General features: G+C 48.0%; 21 protein-coding genes and 1 pseudogene. 16 read left to right on the top strand and 6 right to left on the bottom strand.

All coding sequences use genetic code 11. The annotated features are described in order from the left end of the window. The first annotated feature begins 16 nt into the window (after nt 1–16). Genes ASG34_RS11525 through ASG34_RS11495 form a run of 7 tightly spaced genes read left to right on the top strand, consistent with a single transcriptional unit; the run spans nt 17 to nt 8,229 of the window. Entirely contained in the window at nt 17–463 is a 447-nt protein-coding gene (locus ASG34_RS11525) for a YiiD C-terminal domain-containing protein (RefSeq protein WP_055830639.1), read from the top strand. 51 nt (nt 464–514) lie between these two features. Then, nucleotides 515–2,884: an EcoAI/FtnUII family type I restriction enzme subunit R gene (gene hsdR / locus ASG34_RS11520; protein WP_055830637.1), complete on the top strand. Its 2,370-nt coding sequence runs from the start codon at nt 515–517 to the stop codon at nt 2,882–2,884. 9 nt (nt 2,885–2,893) lie between these two features. Continuing rightward, nucleotides 2,894–3,736 (top strand): hypothetical protein, encoded by an 843-nt coding sequence (locus tag ASG34_RS11515; RefSeq protein WP_055830635.1) that lies wholly within the window; start codon nt 2,894–2,896, stop codon nt 3,734–3,736. Further along, nucleotides 3,737–5,215: a type I restriction-modification system subunit M gene (locus ASG34_RS11510; protein ID WP_055830633.1), complete on the top strand. Its 1,479-nt coding sequence runs from the start codon at nt 3,737–3,739 to the stop codon at nt 5,213–5,215. A 2-nt stretch (nt 5,216–5,217) separates the two neighbouring features. After that, complete coding sequence (locus tag ASG34_RS11505; RefSeq protein WP_055830631.1) at nt 5,218–6,999, top strand: restriction endonuclease subunit S; 1,782 nt, start codon at nt 5,218–5,220, stop codon at nt 6,997–6,999. Between the two features lie 9 nt (nt 7,000–7,008). Then, nucleotides 7,009–7,710: a DUF3800 domain-containing protein gene (locus ASG34_RS11500; protein ID WP_055830629.1), complete on the top strand. Its 702-nt coding sequence runs from the start codon at nt 7,009–7,011 to the stop codon at nt 7,708–7,710. A 3-nt stretch (nt 7,711–7,713) separates the two neighbouring features. Further along, nucleotides 7,714–8,229, top strand: a complete 516-nt coding sequence (locus tag ASG34_RS11495) for a hypothetical protein (RefSeq protein ID WP_055830627.1) — start codon at nt 7,714–7,716, stop codon at nt 8,227–8,229. Between the two features lie 200 nt (nt 8,230–8,429). On the opposite strand, the gene ASG34_RS11490 is transcribed toward ASG34_RS11495, so the two are convergent. Both ASG34_RS11490 and pdxR read right to left on the bottom strand, forming a co-directional pair. Further along, a complete protein-coding gene (locus ASG34_RS11490; protein ID WP_055830626.1) occupies nt 8,430–10,460 on the bottom strand; it encodes a sensor domain-containing protein in 2,031 nt (676 codons plus the stop codon). 147 nt (nt 10,461–10,607) lie between these two features. Continuing rightward, nucleotides 10,608–12,065 (bottom strand): MocR-like pyridoxine biosynthesis transcription factor PdxR, encoded by a 1,458-nt coding sequence (gene pdxR / locus ASG34_RS11485; RefSeq protein WP_055830624.1) that lies wholly within the window; start codon nt 12,063–12,065, stop codon nt 10,608–10,610. A 193-nt stretch (nt 12,066–12,258) separates the two neighbouring features. On the opposite strand from pdxR, the gene ASG34_RS11480 reads away from it, so the two are divergent. From ASG34_RS11480 to ASG34_RS11455, 6 genes are read left to right on the top strand one after another with little or no spacing between them, the layout of a single operon-like run. Beyond that, a complete protein-coding gene (locus ASG34_RS11480) occupies nt 12,259–13,308 on the top strand; it encodes an AAA family ATPase (protein WP_055830622.1) in 1,050 nt (349 codons plus the stop codon). Between the two features lie 24 nt (nt 13,309–13,332). Next, on the top strand, nt 13,333–14,238 hold the full coding sequence (locus tag ASG34_RS11475) for a DUF58 domain-containing protein (RefSeq protein WP_055830620.1): 906 nt from the start codon (nt 13,333–13,335) through the stop codon (nt 14,236–14,238). A gap of 40 nt (nt 14,239–14,278) precedes the next feature. Further along, on the top strand, nt 14,279–15,271 hold the full coding sequence (locus ASG34_RS11470; RefSeq protein WP_235559789.1) for a hypothetical protein: 993 nt from the start codon (nt 14,279–14,281) through the stop codon (nt 15,269–15,271). Then, complete coding sequence (locus ASG34_RS11465) at nt 15,268–16,233, top strand: vWA domain-containing protein (RefSeq protein ID WP_055830618.1); 966 nt, start codon at nt 15,268–15,270, stop codon at nt 16,231–16,233. Before ASG34_RS11470 ends, ASG34_RS11465 begins: the two co-directional genes overlap by 4 nt. Then, nucleotides 16,230–16,808, top strand: coding sequence for a hypothetical protein (locus ASG34_RS11460; protein WP_055830616.1), 579 nt, complete (start codon nt 16,230–16,232; stop codon nt 16,806–16,808). Before ASG34_RS11465 ends, ASG34_RS11460 begins: the two co-directional genes overlap by 4 nt. Then, nucleotides 16,805–17,770 carry a vWA domain-containing protein gene (locus ASG34_RS11455; protein WP_055830615.1) on the top strand — a complete coding sequence of 322 codons (966 nt, stop codon included), beginning with the start codon at nt 16,805–16,807 and terminating at the stop codon, nt 17,768–17,770. The genes ASG34_RS11460 and ASG34_RS11455 overlap by 4 nt, the downstream gene beginning before the upstream one ends. A gap of 64 nt (nt 17,771–17,834) precedes the next feature. Here ASG34_RS11455 and ASG34_RS11450 read toward each other — a convergent pair whose 3' ends face one another. From ASG34_RS11450 to ASG34_RS11440, 4 genes and pseudogenes are all read right to left on the bottom strand, one after another. Beyond that, a complete protein-coding gene (locus ASG34_RS11450) occupies nt 17,835–18,941 on the bottom strand; it encodes a catalase family protein (RefSeq protein WP_055830613.1) in 1,107 nt (368 codons plus the stop codon). Nucleotides 18,942–19,127: 186 nt separating this feature from the next. After that, nucleotides 19,128–19,283 (bottom strand): hypothetical protein, encoded by a 156-nt coding sequence (locus ASG34_RS14075; RefSeq protein WP_200934448.1) that lies wholly within the window; start codon nt 19,281–19,283, stop codon nt 19,128–19,130. A gap of 265 nt (nt 19,284–19,548) precedes the next feature. After that, nucleotides 19,549–20,178, bottom strand: a complete 630-nt coding sequence (gene ycaC / locus ASG34_RS11445) for an isochorismate family cysteine hydrolase YcaC (RefSeq protein ID WP_055830611.1) — start codon at nt 20,176–20,178, stop codon at nt 19,549–19,551. Nucleotides 20,179–20,237: 59 nt separating this feature from the next. Further along, nucleotides 20,238–21,098: pseudogene (locus ASG34_RS11440) on the bottom strand (pirin family protein). A 113-nt stretch (nt 21,099–21,211) separates the two neighbouring features. On the opposite strand from ASG34_RS11440, the gene ASG34_RS11435 reads away from it, so the two are divergent. The 3 genes from ASG34_RS11435 (at nt 21,212) to ASG34_RS11425 (ending at nt 25,189) form a co-directional block, all read left to right on the top strand. After that, nucleotides 21,212–22,108 carry a LysR family transcriptional regulator gene (locus ASG34_RS11435; protein WP_055830609.1) on the top strand — a complete coding sequence of 299 codons (897 nt, stop codon included), beginning with the start codon at nt 21,212–21,214 and terminating at the stop codon, nt 22,106–22,108. A gap of 50 nt (nt 22,109–22,158) precedes the next feature. Next, nucleotides 22,159–22,731 carry an antibiotic biosynthesis monooxygenase gene (locus tag ASG34_RS11430; RefSeq protein WP_055830607.1) on the top strand — a complete coding sequence of 191 codons (573 nt, stop codon included), beginning with the start codon at nt 22,159–22,161 and terminating at the stop codon, nt 22,729–22,731. Nucleotides 22,732–23,176: 445 nt separating this feature from the next. Beyond that, complete coding sequence (locus ASG34_RS11425; protein WP_235559788.1) at nt 23,177–25,189, top strand: putative bifunctional diguanylate cyclase/phosphodiesterase; 2,013 nt, start codon at nt 23,177–23,179, stop codon at nt 25,187–25,189. Nucleotides 25,190–25,207 lie beyond the last annotated feature (18 nt).

Below are 25,207 nucleotides of genomic sequence, written 5' to 3'. Positions count from 1 at the left end.
TAGAAAAGGAAACACCATGGGCCAACTGGAACAAAACTTTGAAAACACCTTATTCAAGCTTATCCCGCAAACCAAAAACCTGGGGATAAAAATCGCAAGAATCGAAGATCACCAACTCACCGTGCAAGGCTCTTATGCCTTAAACAAAAACCATCTCGATATCGTGTTTGGCGGCAGCATTGCGGCTATTTCAATCACCACGGCCTGGTCGTTAGTGCAGTCAAAAATTGAGCAAGCAGGCTTAAAAGGTAACCTGGTGATCAAGCGCCAGGAGATTGATTATCTATTGCCGGTGAAAACCGATTTTGAATGTTTGGCGAGTTTTCAATCAGCGGATGATTGGGAGAGTTTTGAAAGGACTTATCAGGAAAAGTGCAGGGCAAAAATTATAGTCACTGCGCAGATTATCAGTGAATCAAAAGCGACATCTAAGTTTCAAGGTGTCTTTGTGCTATACCAATAGAAGCATTGCCATCAAATAAAAGCCCGACAGCGGGCTTTCATTTTTGTTACGATGTCAAAAAAACTAATTCAAGGGGAGGATGTGGTGGCTCAGAAACTGTCCGAACGCGACATCTGTACCAAGTTTATTACTCCAGCGATTCAAAATGCTGGCTGGGATATCCAAACGCAAGTACGTGAAGAAGTGAGCTTTACCAATGGCCGAATTATTGTGCGAGGCAAGCTGCATAGCCGTGGTGAACGCAAACGCGCTGATTACATTCTCTATTACAAAAGCAATATTCCTATTGCTATCATTGAAGCCAAAGAGAATTCGTATAGCGTAGGCGCTGGCATGCAACAAGCGCTTAATTATGCTGAAATCCTGGAAATCCCATTTGTATTTAGTAGCAATGGGGATGCATTTTTGATGCATGATCGAACAGGAAATGGTCATGCTGTAGAGCTAGAACTCGCTTTAGATAACTTCCCCAATCCTGAGGAGTTGTGGCAACGCTATTGTGATTGGAAAGGCATTGTCACAGAAGAGGCTAAAGCTACTGTTGAGATGCCATATTACGATGATGGCACAGGGCGAGCACCACGCTACTATCAAGCAAATGCTATCAATAAGACAATTGAGGCTGTCGCCAAAGGGCAACAACGTGTTTTGCTAGTCATGGCGACTGGTACAGGCAAAACGTATACTGCTTTTCAGATTATTTGGCGCCTTTGGAAATCTGGTGCTAAAAAGCGCATTTTGTTTTTAGCAGACCGTAACATCCTGGTCGATCAAACTAAAAACAATGACTTCAAGCCCTTTGGTCCCGCCATGACCAAAATCAGTAAACGCCAAATTGATAAAGCCTATGAGATTTATCTTTCACTTTATCAAGCGGTTACAGGTAACGAAGAAGACAAAAATATCTACAAACAATTCAGTCCAGACTTCTTTGATCTAATCGTGATAGATGAGTGTCATCGAGGCAGTGCGGCAGAGGATTCAGCATGGCGTGATGTATTGGCATACTTCAGCAATGCTACGCACATTGGCCTCACGGCCACACCCAAAGAAACCAAAGAGGTTTCGAGCATTACCTATTTTGGTGATCCTGTTTATAGCTACACGCTAAAACAAGGTATCGAAGATGGGTTTCTTGCGCCATACAAAGTTGTGCGTATAGACATAGATAAAGATCTTCAAGGATGGCGTCCAACTGCAGGACAGATCGATAAAAGGGGCCAAGTTATTGAAGACCGTATCTACAATCAGTCTGATATGGATAAAACACTGGTCCTAGAAAAGCGCACTCAATTAGTGGCGCAAAAAATTACCGAGTTTCTAACTGAAACAGATCCATTTGCGAAAACCATCGTTTTTTGTGACGACATTGACCATGCCGAGCGTATGCGCCAGGCGCTGGTGAATTTAAATCCTGATCGTGTCAGAGAAAATCGTAAATACGTCATGCGTATTACGGGGGATGAAAACGAAGGTAAGGCTGAGCTAGATAACTTTATCAATCCAGAAGAGCGTTACCCTGTCATTGCCACCACCTCCAAACTCATGACCACAGGGGTGGATGCACAAACCTGCAAATTGGTAGTTTTGGATCAGCACATCAAATCCATGACTGAGTTCAAGCAGATTATTGGTCGTGGTACGCGTATCAATGAAGACTACGGCAAATTTTGGTTCACGATCATGGATTTCAAAAAAGCCACCGAGTTATTTGCGGATAAAAATTTTGATGGCGAGCCAGTTGTGATTTTTGAACCTGATGGGGGGCAATTACCAGTGCCGCCGGACGAAATTGAAGATCCAGCTTTACCATTGCCCAATCCTGAAAAACCGGATATTACTGTTGGTGGTGAATCAAAAGGGCGTGTGAAGTATGTTGTCGATAATGTGCCGGTTCACGTGGTTGCGCAACGGGTGCAGTATTACGGCCCAGAGGGTAAGTTAATCACCGAATCCATACGTGATTACACCAAAAATCAAGTTCATAAAGATTATCAAAGTTTGGACGACTTTTTAAAAACATGGAGCAGTGCTGAGCGTAAAGCCGCTTTGATTCAAGAATTTGAGTCACATGGCATTTTGCTCGATGCATTGGCCGAAGAAGTTGGCAAAGATTTTGACCCGTTTGATTTGGTATGCCATGTCGCTTTTGATCAGCCACCACTCACTCGCAAAGAGCGGGCTGAGCAGGTCAAAAAGCGTAATTATTTTGCCAACTACGGTGCGCAAGCCAGACAAGTATTAGTAGCCTTGCTGGATAAATACGCTGATACTGGCGTCGAGAACATTGAAGATATTAAAATCCTGACCCTTGATCCATTTAGAACGATGGGTAGCGCCCCGGAATTGATTTCAGCTTTTGGTGGTAAACAAGGCTATCTCAATGCCGTAATCGAACTTGAGCAGCAACTATACGCGTAGGAAAATGAAGTGACGGAAATTAAAAATAAAGTAGCTTATTACCAATACAATCCTGAATATCTCCTGAAAGAACAAAGTTACACAGAATTAAAAATTAGTGGAAATAAAATTGTATTTTTTGATGAGTCACTAGCAAAGTCGTTTAAGTTCTATGAGGATAAAAACAAAAATTGGACCTTAGTTTTCTTCATAGATTCGCCATACAAAAAAATCATTCAAGTGAAGTTTTCTGATGAAAAGCCGAAGGTTCGGAATCTCGGTGAAGGGTTTCTTTGCCATGAGAAAGAACTGTCGGATGAAATAGTTCAATACTCTAATGAAATGTTGGAAACTAAGAGTCTAACGAAAGAGGATTTTGTTAAAACGTCTTCGAATGGGCATATAGCAACCGTGAGAAAAGGTTTTATTTATGCCTCTGAAACCCCAGGACAATTTGAAAGAGCGGTGTTAATTAGTGGTCTTGCACATGCATATAAGCTGGTGATGAATCAACTATCCGAAAGTGCTCGCTCAGTAAGTGAGGAGAATAACACCAGAATTCTAAATGTTTGTGAAAGCGCCGCTAAATTCAACATACAGTATTATTCAAGATACCCAATTAAACTGGAAAACGCGGAGTTGAGAGCATTTTGGGAGGCATTTGAAGGTCAGTGGCAAATATCAAGATTAAATGATGAGTTGTTACGTCAACTTGAGGCAATGCAAAGCCTTCTACATTTTAAAGAGAGCGTACTTATTGCTGAGCGGCATCAAAATCAAAATATAAAATTAACAATTATGATCACTCTAGCGGGCATAGTCTTTTCTTTACTATCAACATTTATTGGGCATAAGTTGGGTTGGAATAATTAAATGTCCATTTCTAGCACTATTAAATCCATTCAAGACATCATGCGCAAAGACGTGGGCGTCGATGGCGACGCGCAACGTTTAGGCCAATTGGTCTGGATGCTGTTTTTAAAGATATTCGATGACCGTGAACTCACGTGGGAGCTTTTAAATGATGATTATCAATCACCATTGCCCGAGAAATTCCGGTGGCGTAACTGGGCAGCAAATCCCGAAGGCATAACAGGCGATGCGTTGAAACAGTTTGTCGATAACGAGCTATTCCCAGCTTTGCAAAATCTCACAGCCAAAGGCAACGATCAGAGTGCTTACGTGATGCGGTCAGTGTTTGAAGATGCCTACAATTACATGAAATCTGGCCAACTCTTGCGCCAGGTGATTAATAAAATTCAGGAGGGCGTGGATTTTAACAAAGCAAAAGAGCGCCATTTGTTTGGTGATATGTACGAACAACTCCTGCGCGATTTGCAAGCGGCAGGCAATGCAGGTGAGTTTTATACGCCACGCGCCGTGACTGAGTTTATGGTGCGTATGGCTAACCCACGTCTGGGTGAAAAAGTGATGGACCCTGCATGTGGCACAGGCGGCTTTTTAAGTTGCACCATCGAGCATATTCGTAAAAAAGATGTGAAAACGGTGGAAGACGAAGCCAAGCTGCAAGCCAGCATTCACGGCATAGAGAAAAAGCCACTGCCGCACATGCTATGCACCACCAATATGATATTGCATGGCATCGAAGTGCCCAGCAATATCCTCCACGACAACACCTTGGCGCGCCCACTGATTAGCTGGGAGCCTAAAGACCGTGTAAATGTAGTCATCACCAACCCACCATTTGGCGGCATGGAAGAAGACGGCATTGAAACCAACTTCCCCGCCACCTTTAGAACCCGCGAAACCGCCGATTTGTTTTTAGTGCTGATTATGCAACTGCTCAAAACAGGTGGCCGTGCTGCACTGGTGTTGCCAGATGGCTTTTTGTTTGGCGAAGGCATTAAAACTCGCATCAAAGAAAAACTGCTGCAAGATTGCAACTTGCACACCATCGTGCGCCTGCCTAATAGCGTGTTTGCACCTTACACCAGCATTAAAACCAACCTGCTGTTTTTTACCAAAGGCACCCCCACGCAACACATCTGGTTTTACGAGCAACAGCTTCCAAGTGGGATTAAAGCCTACAATAAAACCAAACCCATGAAGGTAGAAGAGTTTGAAACGCTCGCCAACTGGTGGGGCAATGAGAGGGACAGCTTTAGCACCAGACAGGAAAACGAACAAGCTTGGAAAGTCAGTCTTGCCGATATTCAAGCCCGCAATTACAACCTCGATTGTAAAAACCCGCATGTTGGCGAACAAATCACGCACGACCCTGAAGTGCTGTTAGCGCAATACCACACCATGCAACAAGATATAACCAGTTTGCGTGACCAGCTTAAAACCATCTTGGGCGAAGCCTTAGCCTCAAGCACACAGGGCAACTAAGCATGGCAAATATTGCAAACCTGCTCACCCAACATATGGCTATTTGGACAGCGGCGGATACTGAGAAAAAATCAGGCCGTGGCAGAGCCAGTGGCAATGCAGGCAGTGTCTATGGTGTAAAAAAACTACGTGAGTTAATTTTAGAGTTGGCGGTGCGTGGTAAATTGGTGCCGCAATATCCCACTGATGAACCCGCCAGCGAACTACTTAAACGCATCCAAGCCGAGAAAGCCAAACTGATAGCAGAAGGAAAACTCAAAAAAGAAAAGCCCTTTGCGACGAGAAATGAGAAAGAAAAACCTTTTGAATTGCCTATTGGATGGGAATGGACAGAATTAAATGAGGTGGCTGATGTAATACGCGGTGTTACTTATGGGAGGTCAGATGCAAGCGACGACCAAATCGACGAGCATGTGCCCTTATTAAGGGGTAACAACATAGATCGTATTTTGAATTTTGATAAGCCTGTATATGTTCCAAGAAAATTTTTAAGTGAAAGTCAGTTTATAAAAAAAGGCGACATAGTAATTGCAATGTCGAGCGGTAGCGCTGATCTTGTTGGTAAAGCGGCACAAGCACAAATTGATTTTGATGGTGGATTTGGTGCCTTTTGTGGCGTGGTTAGGTCATATTCAATAGAGCTATTTAATTATTTTAGTTATTTTTTTCAAACTCCATACTATAGAAAAGTTGTTGCTGGTTACGGCAAGGGTATTGGAATTAATAATCTTCAAAAAAGCTCACTTATATTACTAAATTTACCAATTCCACCACTCGCCGAACAACATCGCATCGTCGCCAAAGTAGATGAACTAATGGCACTATGCGACCAATTAGAGCAACAATACAGCAACGCACAAGAAGCGCATGAAATCTTGGTGAGCCAACTGCTTGCCACGCTCACCCAAAGCCAAAACGCCGCAGAATTTAACGCCAACTGGCAACGCATCTACGCGCATTTTGATGTGCTCTTAACCACCGAAGCCAGCATAGACGCCCTCAAACAAACCCTGCTACAACTCGCCGTCATGGGCAAACTCGTCCCGCAAGACCCCAACGACGAACCCGCCAGCGCACTACTCAAACGCATCCAAGCCGAAAAAGCCAAATTAATTGCAGAAGGAAAACTCAAAAAAGAAAAACCGCTTGCGCCGATTGGTGAGGATGAAAAACCGTTTGAATTGCCGAAAGCGTGGGAGCTTGTTCGAAAAGCTGAGGTTTTATCATTTTTAAATGGCTATGCCTTTAAGAGTGAGTGGTTTGAAGCTTCTGGAGTAAGACTACTTCGAAATATAAATATTTCTCACTCAGTAGCTAATTGGGATGACGTTGTAAAAATTTCGGATGAACGTGCTGCGAATTTTAAAGAATACAACCTAGAAGTCGGAGATATAGTACTAAGTCTTGATCGTCCAATTATTACAACAGGTTTGAAGTACGCTGTAATTTCAAAAGCAGATGTACCTTGCTTATTGTTACAGCGAGTGGCAAGGATATCCAGTTTACAAAATTCAGTTATAACTGAGTATCTTGCTATATGGCTAAAATCAAAGTTTTTTGTGGAAAGTATTGATCCTGGCAGAAGTAATGGGGTACCCCATATATCAACGATACAGGTATCAAATATGATTTTTTGCTTACCTCCATTAGCCGAACAACACCGCATCGTCGCCAAAGTCGATGCCCTCATTGCACTATGCGACCAACTCAAAACCCGCATTCAACAAGCCAACCAGCAAAAACAAGTCATTGCAGATGCTTTTGTGGCGCAGGCGGTGGCTTAGGAGCGTTTTATGGAACCAGCGCAACAAAGTGTTTTTAACGTCTATTGTGATGAAAGTAGACATACATCAGATAAAGCCGATAGATATGCGGTGATTGGTGCTTTGTGCTGTCCACGGGACAGAAAGCGTGAAATTATTCACGATATTCATCTTCTGAAAAAACAATATGCAACCCAAGGTGAATTTGGTTGGAGCAAGGTTTCACCCAATAAATTGGCATTTTATTTGGCATTGATTGATTATTTTCTCAATAGCCAAGATTTAAGTTTTAGATGCATTGTGATTGATAGAACAACGCTAGATCACGACAGGTTTAATGAGGGGGATAAGGAGCTGGGATTCTATAAGCTCTATTATCAACTACTTGTACATTGGTTAGAGCCGCAAGAGGTCTATTACTTGTATTTAGATTGGCAGCAAAACTCGGATAGAAACTGCTTTGCCAATTTAAGAGAAATGCTTAAAAGAAAGCTAAGTGGACGGGCGCGTATTGAGTGCCTGGAGCCAGTGGACTCTCAAGAGCAACCATTAACGCAATTGGTAGATTTGTTGATTGGTGCCGTTGGCTATCAGTGGAATAAGCGGGAAACCAGCGAGGCAAAATTACAATTCTGCCACCAGTTGGCTGAAGGTTTGGGGAAAGCCAACTTGAGGTTTTCAACTGCAAAGGCGGAGCCGAAGTTTAATATCTTTCAGTGGATTGGGAGGTAAATCTTGGTTTACCAACCTCTGTGGCCTTTTCTTGAGTTTGAAGGGCTTGAAGGTGATGCCTTAGTTGCAAGATATCGGGAAGTCTATCTGTCGCACTACGTAAAAGATGCGAGTGGGCAACCAAGAATATGGACAGACTGGACAGGGGCTCAGATTAAGTTCTCAAGCTTTCGTTTTGATCATGCTTTTACTGATACGCAAAACTATCGCCAAGGTTTGGACCATGAGCATTTTTCAATAGAGCGTGCAAAACGTATGCTATGGATTGAACAAGTTTTAGATGCAACTGCGGGCACTATTTTCAGGTATGGATCGAGTAGACAAAGTGACCGTGGCCAAACGTTGAAAAGACGTACTTTTTTGGTCAATGAAGAAAACTACCTAGTCGTACTAAATGACCCTGTTAAAAACGGAAAGCCATTTGAGTTTATAACAGCATACGCGATTACAGATTTAGATTATTTGACGAGACTGAAGCAAACGAGCGTTTTACTCGAGACAAGAAAACCAAAGCGCTAGATATGAAAATGCCCCAGTCTTATGGCGACTGAGGCGCTGCCACGTACCAAAGCCTTAGGCAAAGGAACAAACCGAACTATACAGGTAAAAAACAATAATCTGCAATTAAGATTATCGGTTTAATAATAAGTTTCTTAAGTTATTTGCTAGAAAGTGACTACTTAAGTATTTATTAACCAAGAAAGCCTTGCCGAATGAAGTTACATATCAATCTCATCAAACGGCTTAGGCTTACTGAAGAAATATCCTTGCACCACTTTGCAGTCACAGCTTTCTAAATATTTAGCTTGTTCAGCAGTCTCCACCCCTTCAGCAACCAACTCTTTACCCAAACTTTTCGCCATTGAAATAATCGCCTGCACAATCAGCCGGTGGTCGTTGTTATCTGCAATGCCTTGCACAAATGACTGATCGATTTTGATTTCGCTGACGGGGAATTTACTGAGATAACTGAGTGCTGAATAGCCGGTGCCGAAGTCATCCAGAGAGATTCTAAAGCCCATGCTATCCAGGATTTTCAGGGTTTTTCTAATGTATGCGCTGTCACTCAGTAGCAGGCTTTCGGTGATTTCCAGGGTGATCCATGCCGGGTTGCAATGGGTTTTCTTTAACAGGTGCTTGATGGAGTTGAGCAAATTGTTATGGATAAACTGGCGGCTGGATAAGTTGATGGCGACGGTGATGGGCTCTTCGCGGCCGGTGTTCCACCTGACGGCATCTTTAAATGCGGTTTGCATAATCCACTCGCCGATCTCGATGATGAAGCCTGAATCTTCGGCGATGCCGATAAACCGGTTTGGCGGGATCATTTCGCTGTGGTTACGGTGCCATCTTAATAGGGCTTCTACACCTACGATTTTGTTGGTCTCCAAATTCACCTGTGGCTGGTAGTGCAGCAGGAATTCATCGTTTTGCAGGGCGGTGCGTAATGAGCGCTCGATGTCTATGCGCTCAATCGTGGTTTGCGATAGATCAGACGAATAAAACTGGTAGTTGTTTCTGCCGTGCTTTTTGGCCTTGTACATGGCGATATCGGAGAATTTGACGATATCGCTGACCACGTTGCTGTGCTCGGGGCACACGACAATGCCTATGCTGGCGGAAATAAACAGTTCTGTGCCGCGGATAAGGATAGGCTGTTTGATGGATTCAAGAATCTTTTTCGCAACCATGCCGGCATTTTTCGGGTCTTTCACTTGAGAAAGCAAAATCGCAAACTCGTCGCCGCCCAGCCGAGCAACAGTGTCAGTCGGGCGCACGGCGCGTTCGATACGCCTGGCCATCTCGTATAACAGCAAATCACCCTCGGCGTGGCCGAGCAGATCATTCACCGCCTTGAAGCCATCCAGGTCCAGCATCAGAAACGCAAACGAAGCTTCTGACGGCGATTGATTGAGGCATTGATTCAATACTTCGAGCAAGGCAATGCGGTTGGGCAGTTTGGTGATGGAATCAAAATAAGCCAGGTGATGGATGCGGTCGAGGTTTTCATACGACTGCGTCATGTCCTGCCCGATGGCGATCACGGCTTTCACTTCCTGGTTGGCATTGAATTCGGGGGTTAATACCGTATCCATGATTTTATGTTTGCCATTGCTGGTGATCAGCCTGAAGGCAACATGCTGGTCTTCACCGCTTTGAAACACTTCGCGGATACTTTGCTCAAAGGCGGTGGCGAAGTCGCCACCGGGATATTGCGAGGGGGTTTTGCCGATCAGGCTGGCGCAATCGACTTCATAAAATGCGGAGTTGGCGTTATTGAGAAAGATGCGCTGGCAATCGCTGTTGTATTTGGCAATGCAATTGGATGAGTTTTCTACAATGGATTTGTATTCGTGCTCTTTCTGGATATTCTCGGTGACATCCCTGGCGTAACCAAGAGAGCCGACCACTTTACCATCGACCACCACCGCAGATTTGTAAGACTCTATCCAGTAATACTCACCTTCGGAATTTTTGATCGGCACCGTCACTGCACTCGGTGCGGTGCTGCGCATGGCCCAGTGATCACCATCGACATATTCCTGCGCCAGCTCAGGCGGGAAAAAATCAAAATCCGTCTTGCCGATCAACTCAGCGCTTGAGGTTACACCTACCATGTTGGCATAGGCAGTGTTCGCCACCAGGATGCGGCTGTTCTCATCCTTGAGCCAGACCATGAAAGGGAAGTTATCGATCAATGTCTGGATGTATTGATCGCTCTCAATATGCTGATGTTGAATATTTTTCATGACATGACCGAATATTCCAATATTGATCTATGTGTATCTTCCCACCATTAAAATTAAATTGCTTGTAATATATGTTTTCGGACATATTTAAATTTTCTTAAATATCAATATGTTGGAAATGCATCAACAGCTGATTTGCGAAGTGATTCAGCTGCCAGTAAAAGCGGCTTTTAAGCCCAGCACTCCTTTCTCCAGCTCCACCGTAGTCAGGCTGCCAAACCCCAGGCGGATCGCATGTACGCTTTGCTGCGATTCTGAAAACAGGGTGCCGGGCAGGATGCGCACTTTGTGTTTTAACGCCTGCTCAGCCACTTTTTCTACATCAAAACCTTCTTTCAGTCGCAACCAGATTGCCAGCCCACCATCGGGTGCATCAAAGGTGACGTATTCCTTGAGTTCTTTTTTGATCAGCGCAATCAGCAGGGTTCGGCGTTCGTTATAGATCTTGAATGTGCGGCGGATATGGCGTTTGATCTCGCCGGAATTCATCAGCTCGGCGACTGCCAGCTCGGTAATGGAATTGCCTTGCCGGTCTATCAGCATGACTTCTTTGGCACAACGGTCTATCAGGCCGGGCGTGGCCACAAGGTAACCAACACGCAGACCGGGAGCGAGCACTTTGGAGAGGGAGCCGACATAAATGACGCGGCCACCATGGTTGGTGCTGGTAAGTGGAAACACCGGGTGGTGCGAGAAGTGGAATTCGTGGTCGTAATCGTCCTCAACAATCGTAAAGTCATATTGCTCGGCCAGCATCAGCAACTTCAGGCGGCGTTCCGCCGTCATGATCACGGTAGTGGGAAACTGATGGTGCGGCGTAACATAAATGGCGCGGATAGTGTGCTGCTTGCACAGTTTTTCCAGCGCGACGACATCAATGCCATGCTTGTCTTGCCCTACGGTAAGGATATTGGCACCGCAGGACCTGAAGGCTTCTTTCGCCGCCGGGTAGCTCAACTGTTCTACCACTACATAATCATTCGGCCTGGTTAACACACGCGCCGCCAGGAAGATACCCATCTGGCTGCCGCGCGCGATACAGATCTGGTCGATAGCTACGCTCAGGCCTCTTTCCATATTCAGCATGGTGGCAATCGATTGCCGCAATGCCAGCGTGCCGCGCGGGTCGCCGTAACCCAGATTTTTGCTGGAGCCGATCAAGGCATGGCGGAAGGCGCGGGACAGGATATTGAACGGGATCAGCCGCGAGTCAGGGATGCCATCATTAAAATCAATCACGCCGGCTTCCGGAGACTGGTAGTTCAACAGCGGATGCGTTGGCCCTTCGACCACATTGGCGGGCTGTTTGCTGGTTTTGGCGGTTTGCGGTTGTGCGTTGAAGTTGGGCAGGTTGGCGGAAACGAATGAGCCCCGGCGTTGCTCGGACACCAGCCAGCCCTGGGCGATCAGTTCATCATAGGCCAGGATCACCGTTTTGCGGTTGACCTGCAGTTTCTCTGCCAGTTCGCGCGTGCCTGGCATGGCGGTGGAGGGCGCCAGGCGGCCACGCTGGATTTCTTCCATGATCTGCTGCGCAATCTGCAGATAGACCGGCAAGCCGGAAGTGTCGGTAATGGTTAATTTAAGACTCCACGAACGTAGCATTTTTCACGCCTCCCTCGACCCCTGAACATTTCAAACAGCGGGAAAAAATCCCTAGCTATTGCTAAAAATCTGGACTATGTAACCTTCACTATATCGCATATTTAACTGGACCAGCAATGTTCTCAAAACTGGAGGATTGTGGACTAGTTACATTCTGTTACATTTTTGAAACATTCTATTAAAGGAAACATTCATGTCAGCTCCTCTGGATATTCAATTGGCAGATTGGCGTAACCATGCACTCAACCTGGAAAAGCAGGTCAACCAGGTGATTGTCGGTCAGAGCAAAGCCATTCGTTTGATGAACATTGCGATTTTTGCCCGTGGTCATGTGTTGCTGGATGGCGGCGTCGGCGTGGGTAAAACCACCTTGCTGCAATCCATTGCGCGCGGTATCGGTGGCGCTTACGAGCGGATCGAAGGCACGGTGGACCTGATGCCGAATGACCTGATTTACCACACCTTCCTCGGCCCGGACGGACGTCCGCAGATTGATGAAGGCCCGTTGTTGCGCGCGGGTGAAAACTTGTCTGTGTTTTTCTTTAACGAGATCAACCGTGCACGGCCACAGGTGCATGCCCTGATGCTGCGGGTGATGGCCGAGCGTCATATCAGCGCGTTCAAAAAAGAATACCGCATGCCGCACATGATTGTGTTTGCCGACCGTAACCAGGTGGAGAAGAACGAGACGTTTGAAATCCCTTCTGCGGCGCGTGACCGTTTCATGATGGAAATCCCGATTGAGATTCCCGCTGACCGCGAGCTGAAAAAATCACTGGTATTCAATACCAAGTTCCAGCATGCCGAAAAACTGACGCAACAGGTGGAAAGCGATATCCTCAAATTCGACCAGCTGAATGCGTTTTCAGACCGCTTGCAAGACCACATTCAATCCAGCGATGTGCTGGAGGAGTACACCATGGATTTGTGGGATGCGACGGTGAACCCGGAAAAATTTGGCGTGACCATGGATAGTGTCGATATCTCGCGGTTGATCCAGGCCGGGGCCAGCCCGCGCGGCATGGGTATGCTGATGAAAGCGGCGCGTGTGAATGCCTGGCTGAATGGCCGTGACAGTTTGTATCCGGAAGATATTCATGCCGTGTTCCACGAAGTGATCTCGCACCGGCTGGTGTTCAATGCCGCGTATGAAAACCGCAGGACGGCACTGGCGCGTGAGTTGACCAATAACATCATCCGCACGATTGCGGTACCTAGCCTGACCTTCAGCAAAGCGGCCTAAGCAGGCATTGAAAGAAAAACCCACATGCTACGTTCATTCAAAAAAGCTGATAAGAAAGCGCCGGCGCTGGTCGATGAAGCTGGCTATGCACAGCCGTTTGAGTATGTGATCGGCTGGAAGTCGGACAGCATACAGCTGGGGGATCATCCAGGCACGCAGCGCGGCATCGGTTCAGATTACCGCGGTACGGTGAATTTGGTGGATTACCCGGATGCGCGGCGTATGGACTTGCGCCAGACCATACGCGACCCGTTTGAGCAGGTGAAGGTGCGGCAATTTAACCAGGACAGCACCACGCCGATTTATGCGGTGTGCGATTTATCCAGTTCCATGCAGTTTCGCGGGCACAAGCGCAAGCTGGATACCGCGATGGAAGTCGCGACGGCAGTGGCGAATTCGGCTTATCACGCCGGCGATTTGTTCGGGTTTATCGGTTATAACCAGCAGGTGCTTGAAGACTACACCTTGCCGTTAAGCCGCAACCTGCACCAGAGCAAAGCCACTATCGCCATGTTGCATGACTACCAGCATCTGCGCATAGGGGTGGAAGGTGTGGCGGATATGCCTAACTTTTTAGGCCAGACGCGGGCGCTGGTGTTCTGGATATCAGACTTCCATATGCCGCTCAGTGTGATTGAAAAAACCTTGTCAGCGATGTCGGCGCACAAGGTGATCCCGGTTGTGTTGTGGAACGATGAGGAATACAAAAAGCTGCCCAAGTTTGGCTTTGGCACCATGATAGACCTGGAAACCGGGCGCAACCGCACACTGTTTTTCCGTAGCGAGGTAAAGGCCAAATTCGTGGATGCGTTCAATGCGCGCAGGCTGGCGCTGGAAGCCTTGTTTTTGCGCTTTGACAGCCCGGCGTTGTTCATGCACGGCGATTACCGGCCGGAACTGATGACGCATTATTTTGAGCAGGCCCTGTAAAGCAAGCCACTTTGACACGATTAAATAAGCGAATTAGACAATGATGCTAAATCAGATTTCAAACATAACCAAGGTCACGACTAAGCTTAAGCACAAGCCGCTGCAATGTCTGTTGCTAGTTGCCAGCCTGTTATTCACAGCCCATATCGTGCTGGCTGAAGAGACGGTGAAGGCAGAAAAGCCGGTATCGCAACTGACGGTAACAGTCAAAAATCCGCCATCGACCAATGGTGTGCATATTGGTGATGTACTGCGCAGGACGGTGGTAGTGGAGGCGCCAACAGCGATGACACTGGCCGAAAATGCCTTGCCCAAAAAGGGCAGCAAGCATGACGGCATTGAGTTGGTCGGGGTGGCGTTACAAAGCCAGCCTCAATCCGGCCACACTCAATACACCTTGCAACTCAGCTACCAGGTATTTGCTGTCAGTGCATACCCCAGCGTAATGCACTTGCCTGCGCAGAAACTCACATTCACCGGCGCGGCGGCCAGCACAGTAGAAGTACCTGCCTGGGGATTCTGGTTCTCACCATTGGTGACTGGCGGCACCGCCACGGCCAGGAAAAATCTCCTGCCTGAATTTAAAACACCGTTGATTGATAGCCGTGCAGATCAGCAACGGTTGGGCCTGTTCTTAACCTTGCTGGTTGCCAGTTTGGCAGCGCTGCTTTATATCAATGCCGATGGTCACTGGTTACCGTTTATGGGCGGCGCGTTTGCCCGCGCACATCGCCAACTCAAACGCCTGGCGAAATCTTCCAGACCAAAAACGGCGGTGGAAGAGAAAAAAGCGTTGGTGTATTTGCACCAGGCATTTAACCAGCATTATGGTGCCAATATCTTTGCGCGGGATATCGAAGAATTCGTGAATTTACGCCCGGGCTTTAAAGGCTTGCGAAGCGAAATCACACAATTTTTTGAAGCGTCTAATCAATCCTTGTATGACGTCAAACCGCGTGACAGCCGCCAGGTGATTGCGCAGCTGGTGCAGCTCAGCAAGCAGCTGCGTGATTGCGAGCGGGGCGTAGCATGATTATTTTGCATCCGTGGGCATTTGCGCTGCTGCCAATTGCGCTGCTGCCGTTCTGGCTAAAAGGCCACCAAGGCCAGCATTACAGCTGGCTGGATCTTATGCCTGAAGACCTGTTTTCTGACCGGCTGAATCTGGCGGTCAAGGTGGTGATGTCTTTGCTGTTGCTGTGTATTGTGATTGCACTGGCTGCGCCCAGAGGTTCTGATGAACAGGTGCAGCGGGTAGGCAAGGGTGCGCAAACGGTGATGGTGATAGATCGTAGCGTCAGTATGGATCACCCGTTTGCCGGTGATTCGTCCGGCCATGTGGCGGAGATCAAATCCGCCACCGCGCGCCGCATCATCACGCAATTTATTGATTCGCGGCCAAACGACATGATGGGTGTGGTCGGCTTCACTAACTCGGCGTTATACGGCATCAAAATCACCACCAACCGCGATGCGATCCATGCCGCGATTGTGGCGGCAACCAGCCCGTCGTTAAACCAGACCAATATCGGCGCCGGGTTGACCGAAGCGGTGGGCCTGTTCGATAACATCCAGAACTCAGGTTCCCGTGCCGTGATTTTGCTGTCAGATGGTGCCGGTAAGCTCAGTCCACGCGTGAAATTTCTGCTCAGCGAGCGCCTGAAGAGCCGCAAGCTGAGTATCTACTGGATCATGTTACGCGAGCCGGGCGAGGCGAGTATTTTCTCCAAAGAGCAATATGACGAAGGGCGCACGCCTAACTCTATTGTTCTGCATAAGTACTTCCAGTCACTGGGGCTGAAATACAAAGCCTACGAAGCGGACAATCCGGAAACCTTGCAGTCGGCGATTAATGACATTGATACACGTGAGAAAAAAGTCATTAAATATACCGAAACCATCGCCGGATTTGATTATTCGAACATATTTGTGATCAGTGCACTGGTGCTGGTGTTGTTGATCCTGGGCATTAAAAATTTGAGGGTATATGAATGAAAAACCATATAACGCACACACGTTTAACGCGTAAAAACCAGGTGCTGGGATTGCTCTTTTTCGTTGGTCTGGTCGGCAGTGTGTACGAAGGCTTCAAGGTCAGTCAGATTGCCAGGGCCAATAGCACTTTGCAAAGCGGCGAGGTGCTGGATGGTGACCAGTTTGCATTTCACCGGAAATTTGCCGATGCTTACCAGCAAGGGAAAACCGGCAACTTCAAGCATGCCAGCCAGAATTTTGGCCAATTGCTGGAAGCGCCAAAAAAACAGGATGAGCATGGCTTTGAACCTGACCAGAACCTGAAATCGCAGATTCAATTCAATATCGCTAACCACCTGTTCCGCTCAGGCTTGCAACGTCTGGTAGAAGCCGATGGATCTATCCAGGAACAGGCAAAGTTTGATTACCTGCAGGCGCGCGCTTCTTACGAGCAGGCGCTCAGGTTAAATCCGGCCAACCAGGCAGCCAAATTCAATCTGAGCTTATTGCACGGCGTGATTCCCAGGCATATTAAAACCGTGCCGCAGGATCCTTCCGGCCTGGAAATCAGCAACTTGCCACAGGGTTTGCCATGAAGCGACTGTATAACCGCCTGAAACAAAACTACGAAACGGTCTTTTTGCTGGCTGCAGCGGCTTTCCTGGTATTAGCGTTGGTGAAGCCGGAAATCCAGCTCAAGCAGGAAGTGCATAACTATCTGCTGCTGGCCGATATCTCGCAGAGTATGAATGCGGAGGATATGAAGATCGGCGATAAGCCGGCGACACGCTTAGCCTATACCCAGCATCTGATGAAGCAGGTGGTGAAAACCTCACCTTGCGGCACCTATGTCAGCGTCGGTGTATTTGCTGCCGAAAATGTAGCCCTGTTATTTATGCCACTGGAAGTATGCGCTAACTTCGATATCATTACCGATAGCATTAATCACCTGGAATGGCGCATGGCGTGGAGCGGCAACAGCCGTATGACGTTTGGCGTGAAAGCGGCGGAGGCGACGTTCGATTACCTGAATATTCCGGCGCAGATGCTGTTTTTTACCGATGGTGATGAAGCACCGAAAGCCAATGGCATCAACAAGCTGGATATCAGTGATGTTCGCATAGGCAAGAATGTGATTTTTGTCGGCGTCGGCAGCACCGAGCCTTCACCGATCAAGCGCTTTAATGCCAATAACAAGTTTATCGGTTACTGGGGGACAGATGCCGCTGCTGAAAGCGCGGGTGGTGGTGTCAATTACAATGACGCCAGTAAAGATGACCCCGACCCACCGGTGGCCTATGCCGAGTTTGACCGCTATTTATCCAGCCAGGATGTGGAGCATTTGAAAGAACTGGCGACTGATATCAAAGGCCAGTATGTGGCAGGTGTAGACCAACCGGCGTTTTATGAGTTTGTGCAATCGCAAACACCGGCAGCCAAGTTCGTGACCAGCTATTCCGTGAAATGGTTGTTCCTGATCTTGGCAGCGCTGATGGTCATCGCGACCTATTTGCCCGATTTACTGGCATATCGCTTGCGTGGACAGCCTGCGGTGTAACAACAGCTAAATAAAACGGCGACCCATTGGTCGCCGTTTTTAATGCCGAAGTTTTTATTCAGTATCAGCACAAATCATCAAGATTCGTAGGTTCGGATATCGTTTTCGCGCCCGGGATACTGCTGGCGCTTTTGGACATTTCGTAAGTCATTTTCCTTAAACGCGTCACCGAACCCAGTGGCCGGTGGGATTTGATGCCATGCCATGGAGAGAACATCATACCGCTATCCACTACTTTGGAGCGGTAAGGGCTCCAGGCTATTTGCGGTTTGGCGGTAATCCTGGCAATCGGCAGGTAAGGAGAGACCTCTTCTGACCAGATCACAGTAGCGTCTTCAATTGGCATTTTGTTGATATCGGTGCAAAGCTGCACCCGCAACTCCCATACTGCAGTGTTGGTGATAAAGAAATCGACGACCGATTTTTTCAGGCTGTCAGAGGCAAAACTGATATCCACCGGCTTGTTGGTAAGTGCGAGCAGGGCAGGCGCAACCGGCACCAGTGCCACTTTGGCCATATAGTTGCCATACAGGATGGGATCCTGGCTGAAATAGGTTTCGCCCAGGATATTGGTTTCCGGTTGACCCTCGCAATTCAGCAAACGTTGTCGGCCGCCACTCAAGGAGTCAATCAATTTGGAGGTGGATTGCAAAATTTGCGCAAGGAAATCCTTAAATTCCGGGCTGTTATCCGTAGTGGCTAATATTTTCAGGTTAGATAGAAAATGCTGCACGCTGGATGACAAAAAGCTGGAGCCATTCACAAACAGGAAATTCTGCGTAGTGGCGTCTTCGCTACCGCTGAGGCGTTCACCTTCTACCCCGAGAATCTTGATAGCGAGGCTACGGGGCGTGCACAGTTTGTCATTCAGTATATCGCCAGGTACCGTGGAAAAGCGCATGACTAATGGCAGTTTTTTCGGCTGGGCAAACATGCCTTGTGCCAGTTGCTCAGGCAGGTTGTCGTAGATTTCCATTTCGCCATAAATCAGGCCATGGCTACTGGTATGCACACTGCGCGTGGAATAGACAGAATGACGGTCATTCGTCTCCGAAATTTTCCGTAATGTATATTGCAGGTTCCCTCTTCGTTTTGTTTCGCTTTCATCCAGCACTTCATAGGCCGGGTGATAGTTGAGGGGTGATATTCCAATATCCGCAGTTTTTTGCATACAAACCCCGCCTTCTCAAACTCAAGTTTGTGTTTGTAAAAACAAACTTGTTTATGTACGTTATTCAAAAACTTTTAGGTCAACTGCGCTACTGATACGTTTTATGATTGCTACCTGTGAAACCCAGGCTTTTATCCGGCGATAATCCACCTTATATTGATTAAAATGTATTTTGTTTAGTAAGGCTTATGACGATTTAGTTTCACCTGCATGTTTTCTTTGCTTGTTCACAATCCTGGCAGCCACTTCTTCTTCGCGACCAGGGTAGCGATGCTCTTTTTTAAACTCGGTTTTTAGTTTGTCGTATTCGCGTTCACGCTTTTGGCTGGATCCTCTGGGCATTTGAATACTCCTTCCAAGTGTTAATGGAGAGTGCAAACGGCAGCCGCTATGGCTGCCGTGTTTGTCTTGTTGTGAACATGAATGCGAAATTCATTTCAAACGCGACAATTGCAGCTTACGCTTGAGAATGTAAATTTTTAATAAGGGTTTTTCTCATTGTTTTGTAGGATTATCTTTATGTGATGTGCTCGCATCACTATGCTGTTAAATGATGTCGCATAAACAAAAAGACCCTGTGGAGGGTCTTTTGATTTTTCAGGCAAGATTATTTAGCTTGCAAGGTATTGTAGGCAGTCATCAGGTTGCGGTAATCCGGGATATGGTTGGCGCACAAAGTCCCCAGCCCTTCAATATCACGGCGCCAGTCGCGATGCAGTTCGCAGGCCACCCCAAACCAGGTCATCATTTGCGCGCCGGCGGCTTCCATGCGGCGCCAGGCTGCATCGCGAGTCAGTTCGTTAAAGGTGCCGGAAGCGTCACCCACCACAAATACTTCGAATCCTTCTTCAATGGCAGACAGTGCCGGGAAAGCCACGCATACTTCAGTCACCACCCCGGCGATAATCAGCTGCTTCTTGCCGGTGGCCTTGATGGCTTTGACAAAGTCTTCGTTATCCCAGGCATTGATCTGGCCGGGACGGGCGATGTAGGGCGCATCCGGAAACAAGGCTTTCAATTCCGGCATCAGCGGGCCATTCGGGCCGGTTTCAAAGCTGGTGGTGAGGATGGTAGGCAAGTTGAAAAACTTGGCCGCATCCGCCAGCGCCAGCACATTGTTCTTGAAACGGTCCGGCTCAATATCGCGTACCAGCGATAACAAGCCGGCCTGGTGGTCAACCAGCAGTACTACTGCATTGTCACGGTCAAGACGTACGTAAGGTTTGTTGTTGCTCATGATAAATCCTCTCAAAAATATAGTTTTAGTGTGTGAACTTCAGGTTTAAAAAAGCTTGTTTAAGCAGTCGCAAAGCGGCCCAGGTTGTAATCATTAATGGCCTGGTCTATTTCTTCCCAGGTGTTCATGACAAACGGGCCATGACCTACCACCGGCTCGTTCAATGGTTCGCCATTCAGCAGCAATAACACGGTGTCCTGCTGTGCCTGCAATACCAGCTCGGTACCTTCGCGCTGCATGACGGCCAGTTCAGAAGGGCGGATGGTATGCACACTGCCGGTTTTCACTGCGCCTTTGAGTACGAAAATGGCAGTGGTATGCCCTTCCGGCAAATTGAATACCGTGCGGGTACCTGCATTCAAACGTACATCCCATACATTCATGGCACTGAAGGTTTTGGCCGGGCCGGTTTGTCCGGCATATTCACCGGCAATCACCCGTACTTTGCCTGCTTCAGCAGGTAATGCCACTTCCGGGATATCCGCTTTGGTAATACCCTGGTAGCCTGGCTGCGTCAGTTTGTCTTTGGCAGGCAAATTCACCTATAACTGAATCATTTCAAATGGGCCACCATTTTTCGCGTAGTCATCGCCGTGATATTCCTCGTGAATGATGCCTTTACCAGCCGTCATCCATTGCACTTCACCAGGACCGATGGTGCCACCGGCATTGGTCGAGTCATGGTGTGAAACCTGGCCGTCGTAAACGATGGTTACTGTTTCAAATCCACGGTGCGGGTGTTGCCCTACACCACGACGTTGTTCAGTCGGCTCGAAGCGGGCAGGACCTGCGTAATCCATCAGCAGGAATGGAGACATTTCTTCCGCGATATCACGGTAGGAAAAAATGCTCTGCACCGGAAAGCCATCGCCTACCCAGTGGTTGCCATTACTACGTTTGATAAAAGCCAGTTTTTTCATGATGTGCTCCTTGTGAATTCATGTCGTGTTGCGATGGTTCTCACTATAAACACATGACTTTTAAGGCACTAGATGGTTAAATGTGAAATTACTTTTCATTTAATTGAACAATCATGGACTTTAACGAAGCAGCGGTATTCGTGAAAGTAGTGCAGGCCGGGAGTTTTAGTGCGGCAGCGCGGCAATTAGGCTTACCGACTTCTACGATCAGTACCCGGGTGGCACGACTCGAAAAAAGGCTGGGCGTGACCTTGCTGCAACGCACTACCAGGCGATTGCACCTGACCGAGGCCGGGACGCTATATTATGAGCAGGCATCCATAGGGCTGGGATATTTGATGGAAGCCGAAGCGGCACTGGATGCCGCGCGGTTACAGCCACAAGGCATGTTGAAAGTCACTGCACCTGCCGATCTGGGTGACGCCTTGCTGGCTGGGCTGGTGAAGCGGGTGCAAACTGAGTACCCCGACCTGGTGCTGGAGATGTTATTAACCGACCGTTATGTTGACCTGATTGCAGAAGGCGTGGATGTTGCGATCCGCACCGGCGAGTTACGTGATTCCAGCCTGATTGCTAAATCATTAGGGTCTATCCAGTGGGCATTATTTGCCAGTCCGCTATATTTACAGCAGGCACCGGCCTTGGAAGCGCCGCCCCATTTGCATGCGCACACTTGCTTGCAATTTACACCGATGGGCCGCGAGCAATGGTTGCTCAGCAATGAACAGAGTGAAATAAGTGTGCCCATGAGCGGGCGCACGCTGGTGAACAGTATTGGCGTGATCAAGGCCATGGCCGAAAATGGGCAGGGCGTCGCCTTGTTGCCTACCTTCATCTGCCAGCCTGCGCAGCGTAGCCAGCAATTGGTGCGTGTACTACCTGCCTGGTTGGGGCGTGCGGACGCGGTGCATCTGGTTTACCCGCAACAACGTTTTATGCCGCCCAAACTACGCGCCTTTATAGAGGTGGCGGTAGCAGAATTAAAAACACAGTTTAAAGAGACACTCTGATGTTTGCGCGCAAAGCGCATTTTGACAAATAATAAGAAAGGACCACAGATATGCGCCAGCAAGATTCAATCACCATGCAACATGGTGCCAGCGCCATCATTACCCATCGCGTCAGTGAAGCGCAGCAGGCAGCTTATGAACAATGGCTGGAAGAGATCGGCCCTGCCTGCCGTGCGTCAGAGGGTGCGCTGGACTGGCATCTGATACGTCCGATTGCTGGTTACTCGGATACTTATTCTGTGATTATCCGTTACGACAGCGAACAACATCTTAAACAATGGATGGCATCACCCAGCCGTCAGCAACTGATTGCCAAAATTGAACACATACTGAATGCCAAAGATAGCTACCAGATTAAAAGTGGCCTGGATTTCCTGTTTGTGCCTGAAGCGGCCAAAGCTTCGGTGCCAGTGCGCTGGAAGCAATTTTTAATGACCTGGTCGGCCATTTTTCCGCTGGTAAGTTTGGTCTCCCTGGGGATGATACCGCTGATGGATAAAGTGGGTTTCCCGCAAATTTACCTGTTGCATACGTTGGTGATCACAGGGGTCGTTGTCATGCTGATGGTGTATGTCGTCATGCCCCGCTATGCAAAATTAATGAGAAATTGGCTGCATCGTTAACTAGGGCCTGTTAACACTCTTTCAGTTGCCGCTGCTGGAAAGCATTTATTCGTTGCGCTAGGCGGAAAGAGCAATGCGGAAAGAGCAACAAGGTATAGCTGGCTACACAAGCGATTGACAACATGGCGAAACGAATAAATGACTCCAGCCCTCAGGGTTGCATCTGGCATGAGCACTCATCGTTATTCGGCGCTTGTTGGAAATAATCAAACTGCACTTCACACGCCAACATCGACAATTGAATAGCGTCAATAGGCCCTAGCGTGTCTTATTTAAACCAATTTTAATTAATCTTTCGCAAAACCTCGCTTTGTAATAGTGTTTTTGTATCGCTTTAGGCGCATGATCTCAGCATGAAGGCTAGGTAATCAATACCTTGCATCAATTAAAGTGTAGAGCCGAATGACCGTTGAATAAAACATAACTACACTCAGGGGGTCGCAAGTTGGATAAAGCGGCGGAATCAGCAGCATTAAACGCAGAAATTGTGGAAATGCTGTATGCGAATAATCGTAGGTCACTGATGGCAGCCATCGTGGTCATGGCCGCGCTGTTACTCACGCAACTTCACCTGATCAATTCCAGCATTCTCATCATCTGGTCTGTCATTTTCCTGAGTGCCTATGGCAGCCGTGGTTACCTTACCTTCAAGTATTACAAGGATCAGCGGCGTACATTGCATAGCATGCACTGGTTACAATGGTTTCGTTTCAATACCGGCTTTTGCGGGTTAGCCTGGGGCCTGGCCGGCATATTACTGTTCCCTGAAGCGGCACCTGCCAACCAGGCATTCCTGATTTTTGCACTGGTCGGAGTGTCTGGTGCCGGTATCATTATTTATTCGGTAGATAGCTTCACATCCAACCTGTTCACCGGCGGCATCGTGGTATTTATGATTCCGCGTTTTCTCACCCATGGCACTTCTGTGTCTATTGCGCTGGCAGTGCTGTTTATTGTGTATGTGATTTATGTCAGCGTGGCCGGGAATGCGCTGGCCAAAAGCCTGCGTGAAAATATCTCGTTGCGCATTGCATCCAATCTCGATAACAAAAAAGTGCATCAGTTGGCCTATTATGATTTCCTGACCGAGTTACCAAACCGGCGCTTGCTGTCAGACCGCTTGCAGCAGGCCTTTGTGCGGTGCGCACGCGGGCAATGTCACGGGGCAGTGTTATCGCTGGATTTGAATAATTTTAAAGGCCTGAATGACAGCATGGGCCACCAGGCCGGCGATGAGTTGTTGCAGCAAGTGGCTGCCAGGTTGCAGCAGTGCTTGCGCAAAAAAGACACCATCGCGCGCATGGGTGGCGACGAATTTATCGCCGTGCTGGATGAACTGGGGTGCGACAAGGCTGAAGCGATCAGGGCTGCGCAGGTGACCGCTGAAAAAATGATGGCGGTGTTTTCTCAGCCTTTCCAGTTGCAGCAAAGCAAATACCGTACAACGCCTAGCATAGGCATTTGCCTGTTTCACAGTGATGATTACAGTGAAGAAGAGGTGTTGAGGCGTGCGGATATAGCCATGTACCAGGCGAAAAAATCCGATAACCTGAACAGTATCCAGATGTACGACGAGCTGCTGCACCCGGCGATTGAAATGCGTGCCACACTGGAGAATGACCTGGCGTTTGCCCTGCAGGGTAACCAGTTATTACTCTATTTCCAGGTACAGGTCGATGAAACGCATAGACCTATAGGCGCGGAAGTATTATTGCGCTGGCAGCATCCTACCCTGGGTATGATTCCACCCGATCAGTTTATCCCGATTGCGGAAGAAACCGGCGAGATTGTACCTATAGGGCATTGGGTGATCCAGCAGGCATGCCGGCAACTCAAGCAATGGGCCGAGGCGCCCCTGACACGCACACTGACACTTTCAGTCAATGTCAGCGCGGTGCAATTCAACCAGCCGGATTTTGTGGAAATAGTGAGTGATACGGTGTTAGGCAGTGGTTGTGATCCGCGCTTGTTGAAGCTGGAGCTGACCGAGAGCCTGATGGTCAGGAATGTGGAAGAAATCATCATTAAAATCCAGGCATTGAAAGCGCTGGGCATGACATTTTCGCTGGATGATTTTGGCACCGGTCAATCTTCATTATCCGTGCTGAAACGTTTGCCACTGGATGAGCTGAAAATCGATAAGAGTTTTATCAAGGATATCCAGCATAATGCTTATGACAGTTTCATTGTAGAAACCATTATCAATATGGCGAAAAACCTGGGTCAGACTGTCATCGCTGAAGGCGTTGAAATGCAGCAGCAACAAGCCTTGTTACAAACCATGGGTTGTAGGCTGTTCCAGGGCTATTTGTATAGCCGGCCATTGCCGCTGGGAGAGTTTGAATCAAGCTTGCATACAGGACTGGTCCATTCCCGCAGCCAGCAATCCCGGCTGGCACCGGAAGATAAAGCAAAAACCAAGAAGCGACAAAAAGCCTCACCCACAGCTGAATTCTAAGCCCGCACGTAGCTAAAC

The sequence above is a fragment of the Methylophilus sp. Leaf416 genome (assembly GCF_001424665.1).
In the GTDB taxonomy this organism is placed as follows: domain Bacteria; phylum Pseudomonadota; class Gammaproteobacteria; order Burkholderiales; family Methylophilaceae; genus Methylophilus.
Note: the sequence above shows the minus strand (reverse complement) of the source record. Positions and strands in the feature narration are given on the sequence as shown.

What these genes read in the sequence shown, in the direction of transcription:
- ASG34_RS11510 (WP_055830633.1), top strand. Translation starts at nt 3,737, where the DNA reads ATGTCCATTTCTAGCACTATTAAATCCATTCAAGACATCATGCGCAAA.
- ASG34_RS11455 (WP_055830615.1), top strand. Translation starts at nt 16,805, where the DNA reads ATGAAGCGACTGTATAACCGCCTGAAACAAAACTACGAAACGGTCTTT.
- ASG34_RS11450 (WP_055830613.1), bottom strand. Translation starts at nt 18,941, where the DNA reads ATGCAAAAAACTGCGGATATTGGAATATCACCCCTCAACTATCACCCG.
- ASG34_RS14075 (WP_200934448.1), bottom strand. Translation starts at nt 19,283, where the DNA reads ATGCCCAGAGGATCCAGCCAAAAGCGTGAACGCGAATACGACAAACTA.
- ASG34_RS11500 (WP_055830629.1), top strand. Translation starts at nt 7,009, where the DNA reads ATGGAACCAGCGCAACAAAGTGTTTTTAACGTCTATTGTGATGAAAGT.
- ASG34_RS11460 (WP_055830616.1), top strand. Translation starts at nt 16,230, where the DNA reads ATGAAAAACCATATAACGCACACACGTTTAACGCGTAAAAACCAGGTG.
- ASG34_RS11525 (WP_055830639.1), top strand. Translation starts at nt 17, where the DNA reads ATGGGCCAACTGGAACAAAACTTTGAAAACACCTTATTCAAGCTTATC.
- ASG34_RS11475 (WP_055830620.1), top strand. Translation starts at nt 13,333, where the DNA reads ATGCTACGTTCATTCAAAAAAGCTGATAAGAAAGCGCCGGCGCTGGTC.
- ycaC (WP_055830611.1), bottom strand. Translation starts at nt 20,178, where the DNA reads ATGAGCAACAACAAACCTTACGTACGTCTTGACCGTGACAATGCAGTA.
- pdxR (WP_055830624.1), bottom strand. Translation starts at nt 12,065, where the DNA reads ATGCTACGTTCGTGGAGTCTTAAATTAACCATTACCGACACTTCCGGC.
- ASG34_RS11465 (WP_055830618.1), top strand. Translation starts at nt 15,268, where the DNA reads ATGATTATTTTGCATCCGTGGGCATTTGCGCTGCTGCCAATTGCGCTG.
- ASG34_RS11470 (WP_235559789.1), top strand. Translation starts at nt 14,279, where the DNA reads ATGATGCTAAATCAGATTTCAAACATAACCAAGGTCACGACTAAGCTT.
- ASG34_RS11435 (WP_055830609.1), top strand. Translation starts at nt 21,212, where the DNA reads ATGGACTTTAACGAAGCAGCGGTATTCGTGAAAGTAGTGCAGGCCGGG.
- hsdR (WP_055830637.1), top strand. Translation starts at nt 515, where the DNA reads ATGTCAAAAAAACTAATTCAAGGGGAGGATGTGGTGGCTCAGAAACTG.
- ASG34_RS11505 (WP_055830631.1), top strand. Translation starts at nt 5,218, where the DNA reads ATGGCAAATATTGCAAACCTGCTCACCCAACATATGGCTATTTGGACA.
- ASG34_RS11480 (WP_055830622.1), top strand. Translation starts at nt 12,259, where the DNA reads ATGTCAGCTCCTCTGGATATTCAATTGGCAGATTGGCGTAACCATGCA.
- ASG34_RS11490 (WP_055830626.1), bottom strand. Translation starts at nt 10,460, where the DNA reads ATGAAAAATATTCAACATCAGCATATTGAGAGCGATCAATACATCCAG.
- ASG34_RS11430 (WP_055830607.1), top strand. Translation starts at nt 22,159, where the DNA reads ATGCGCCAGCAAGATTCAATCACCATGCAACATGGTGCCAGCGCCATC.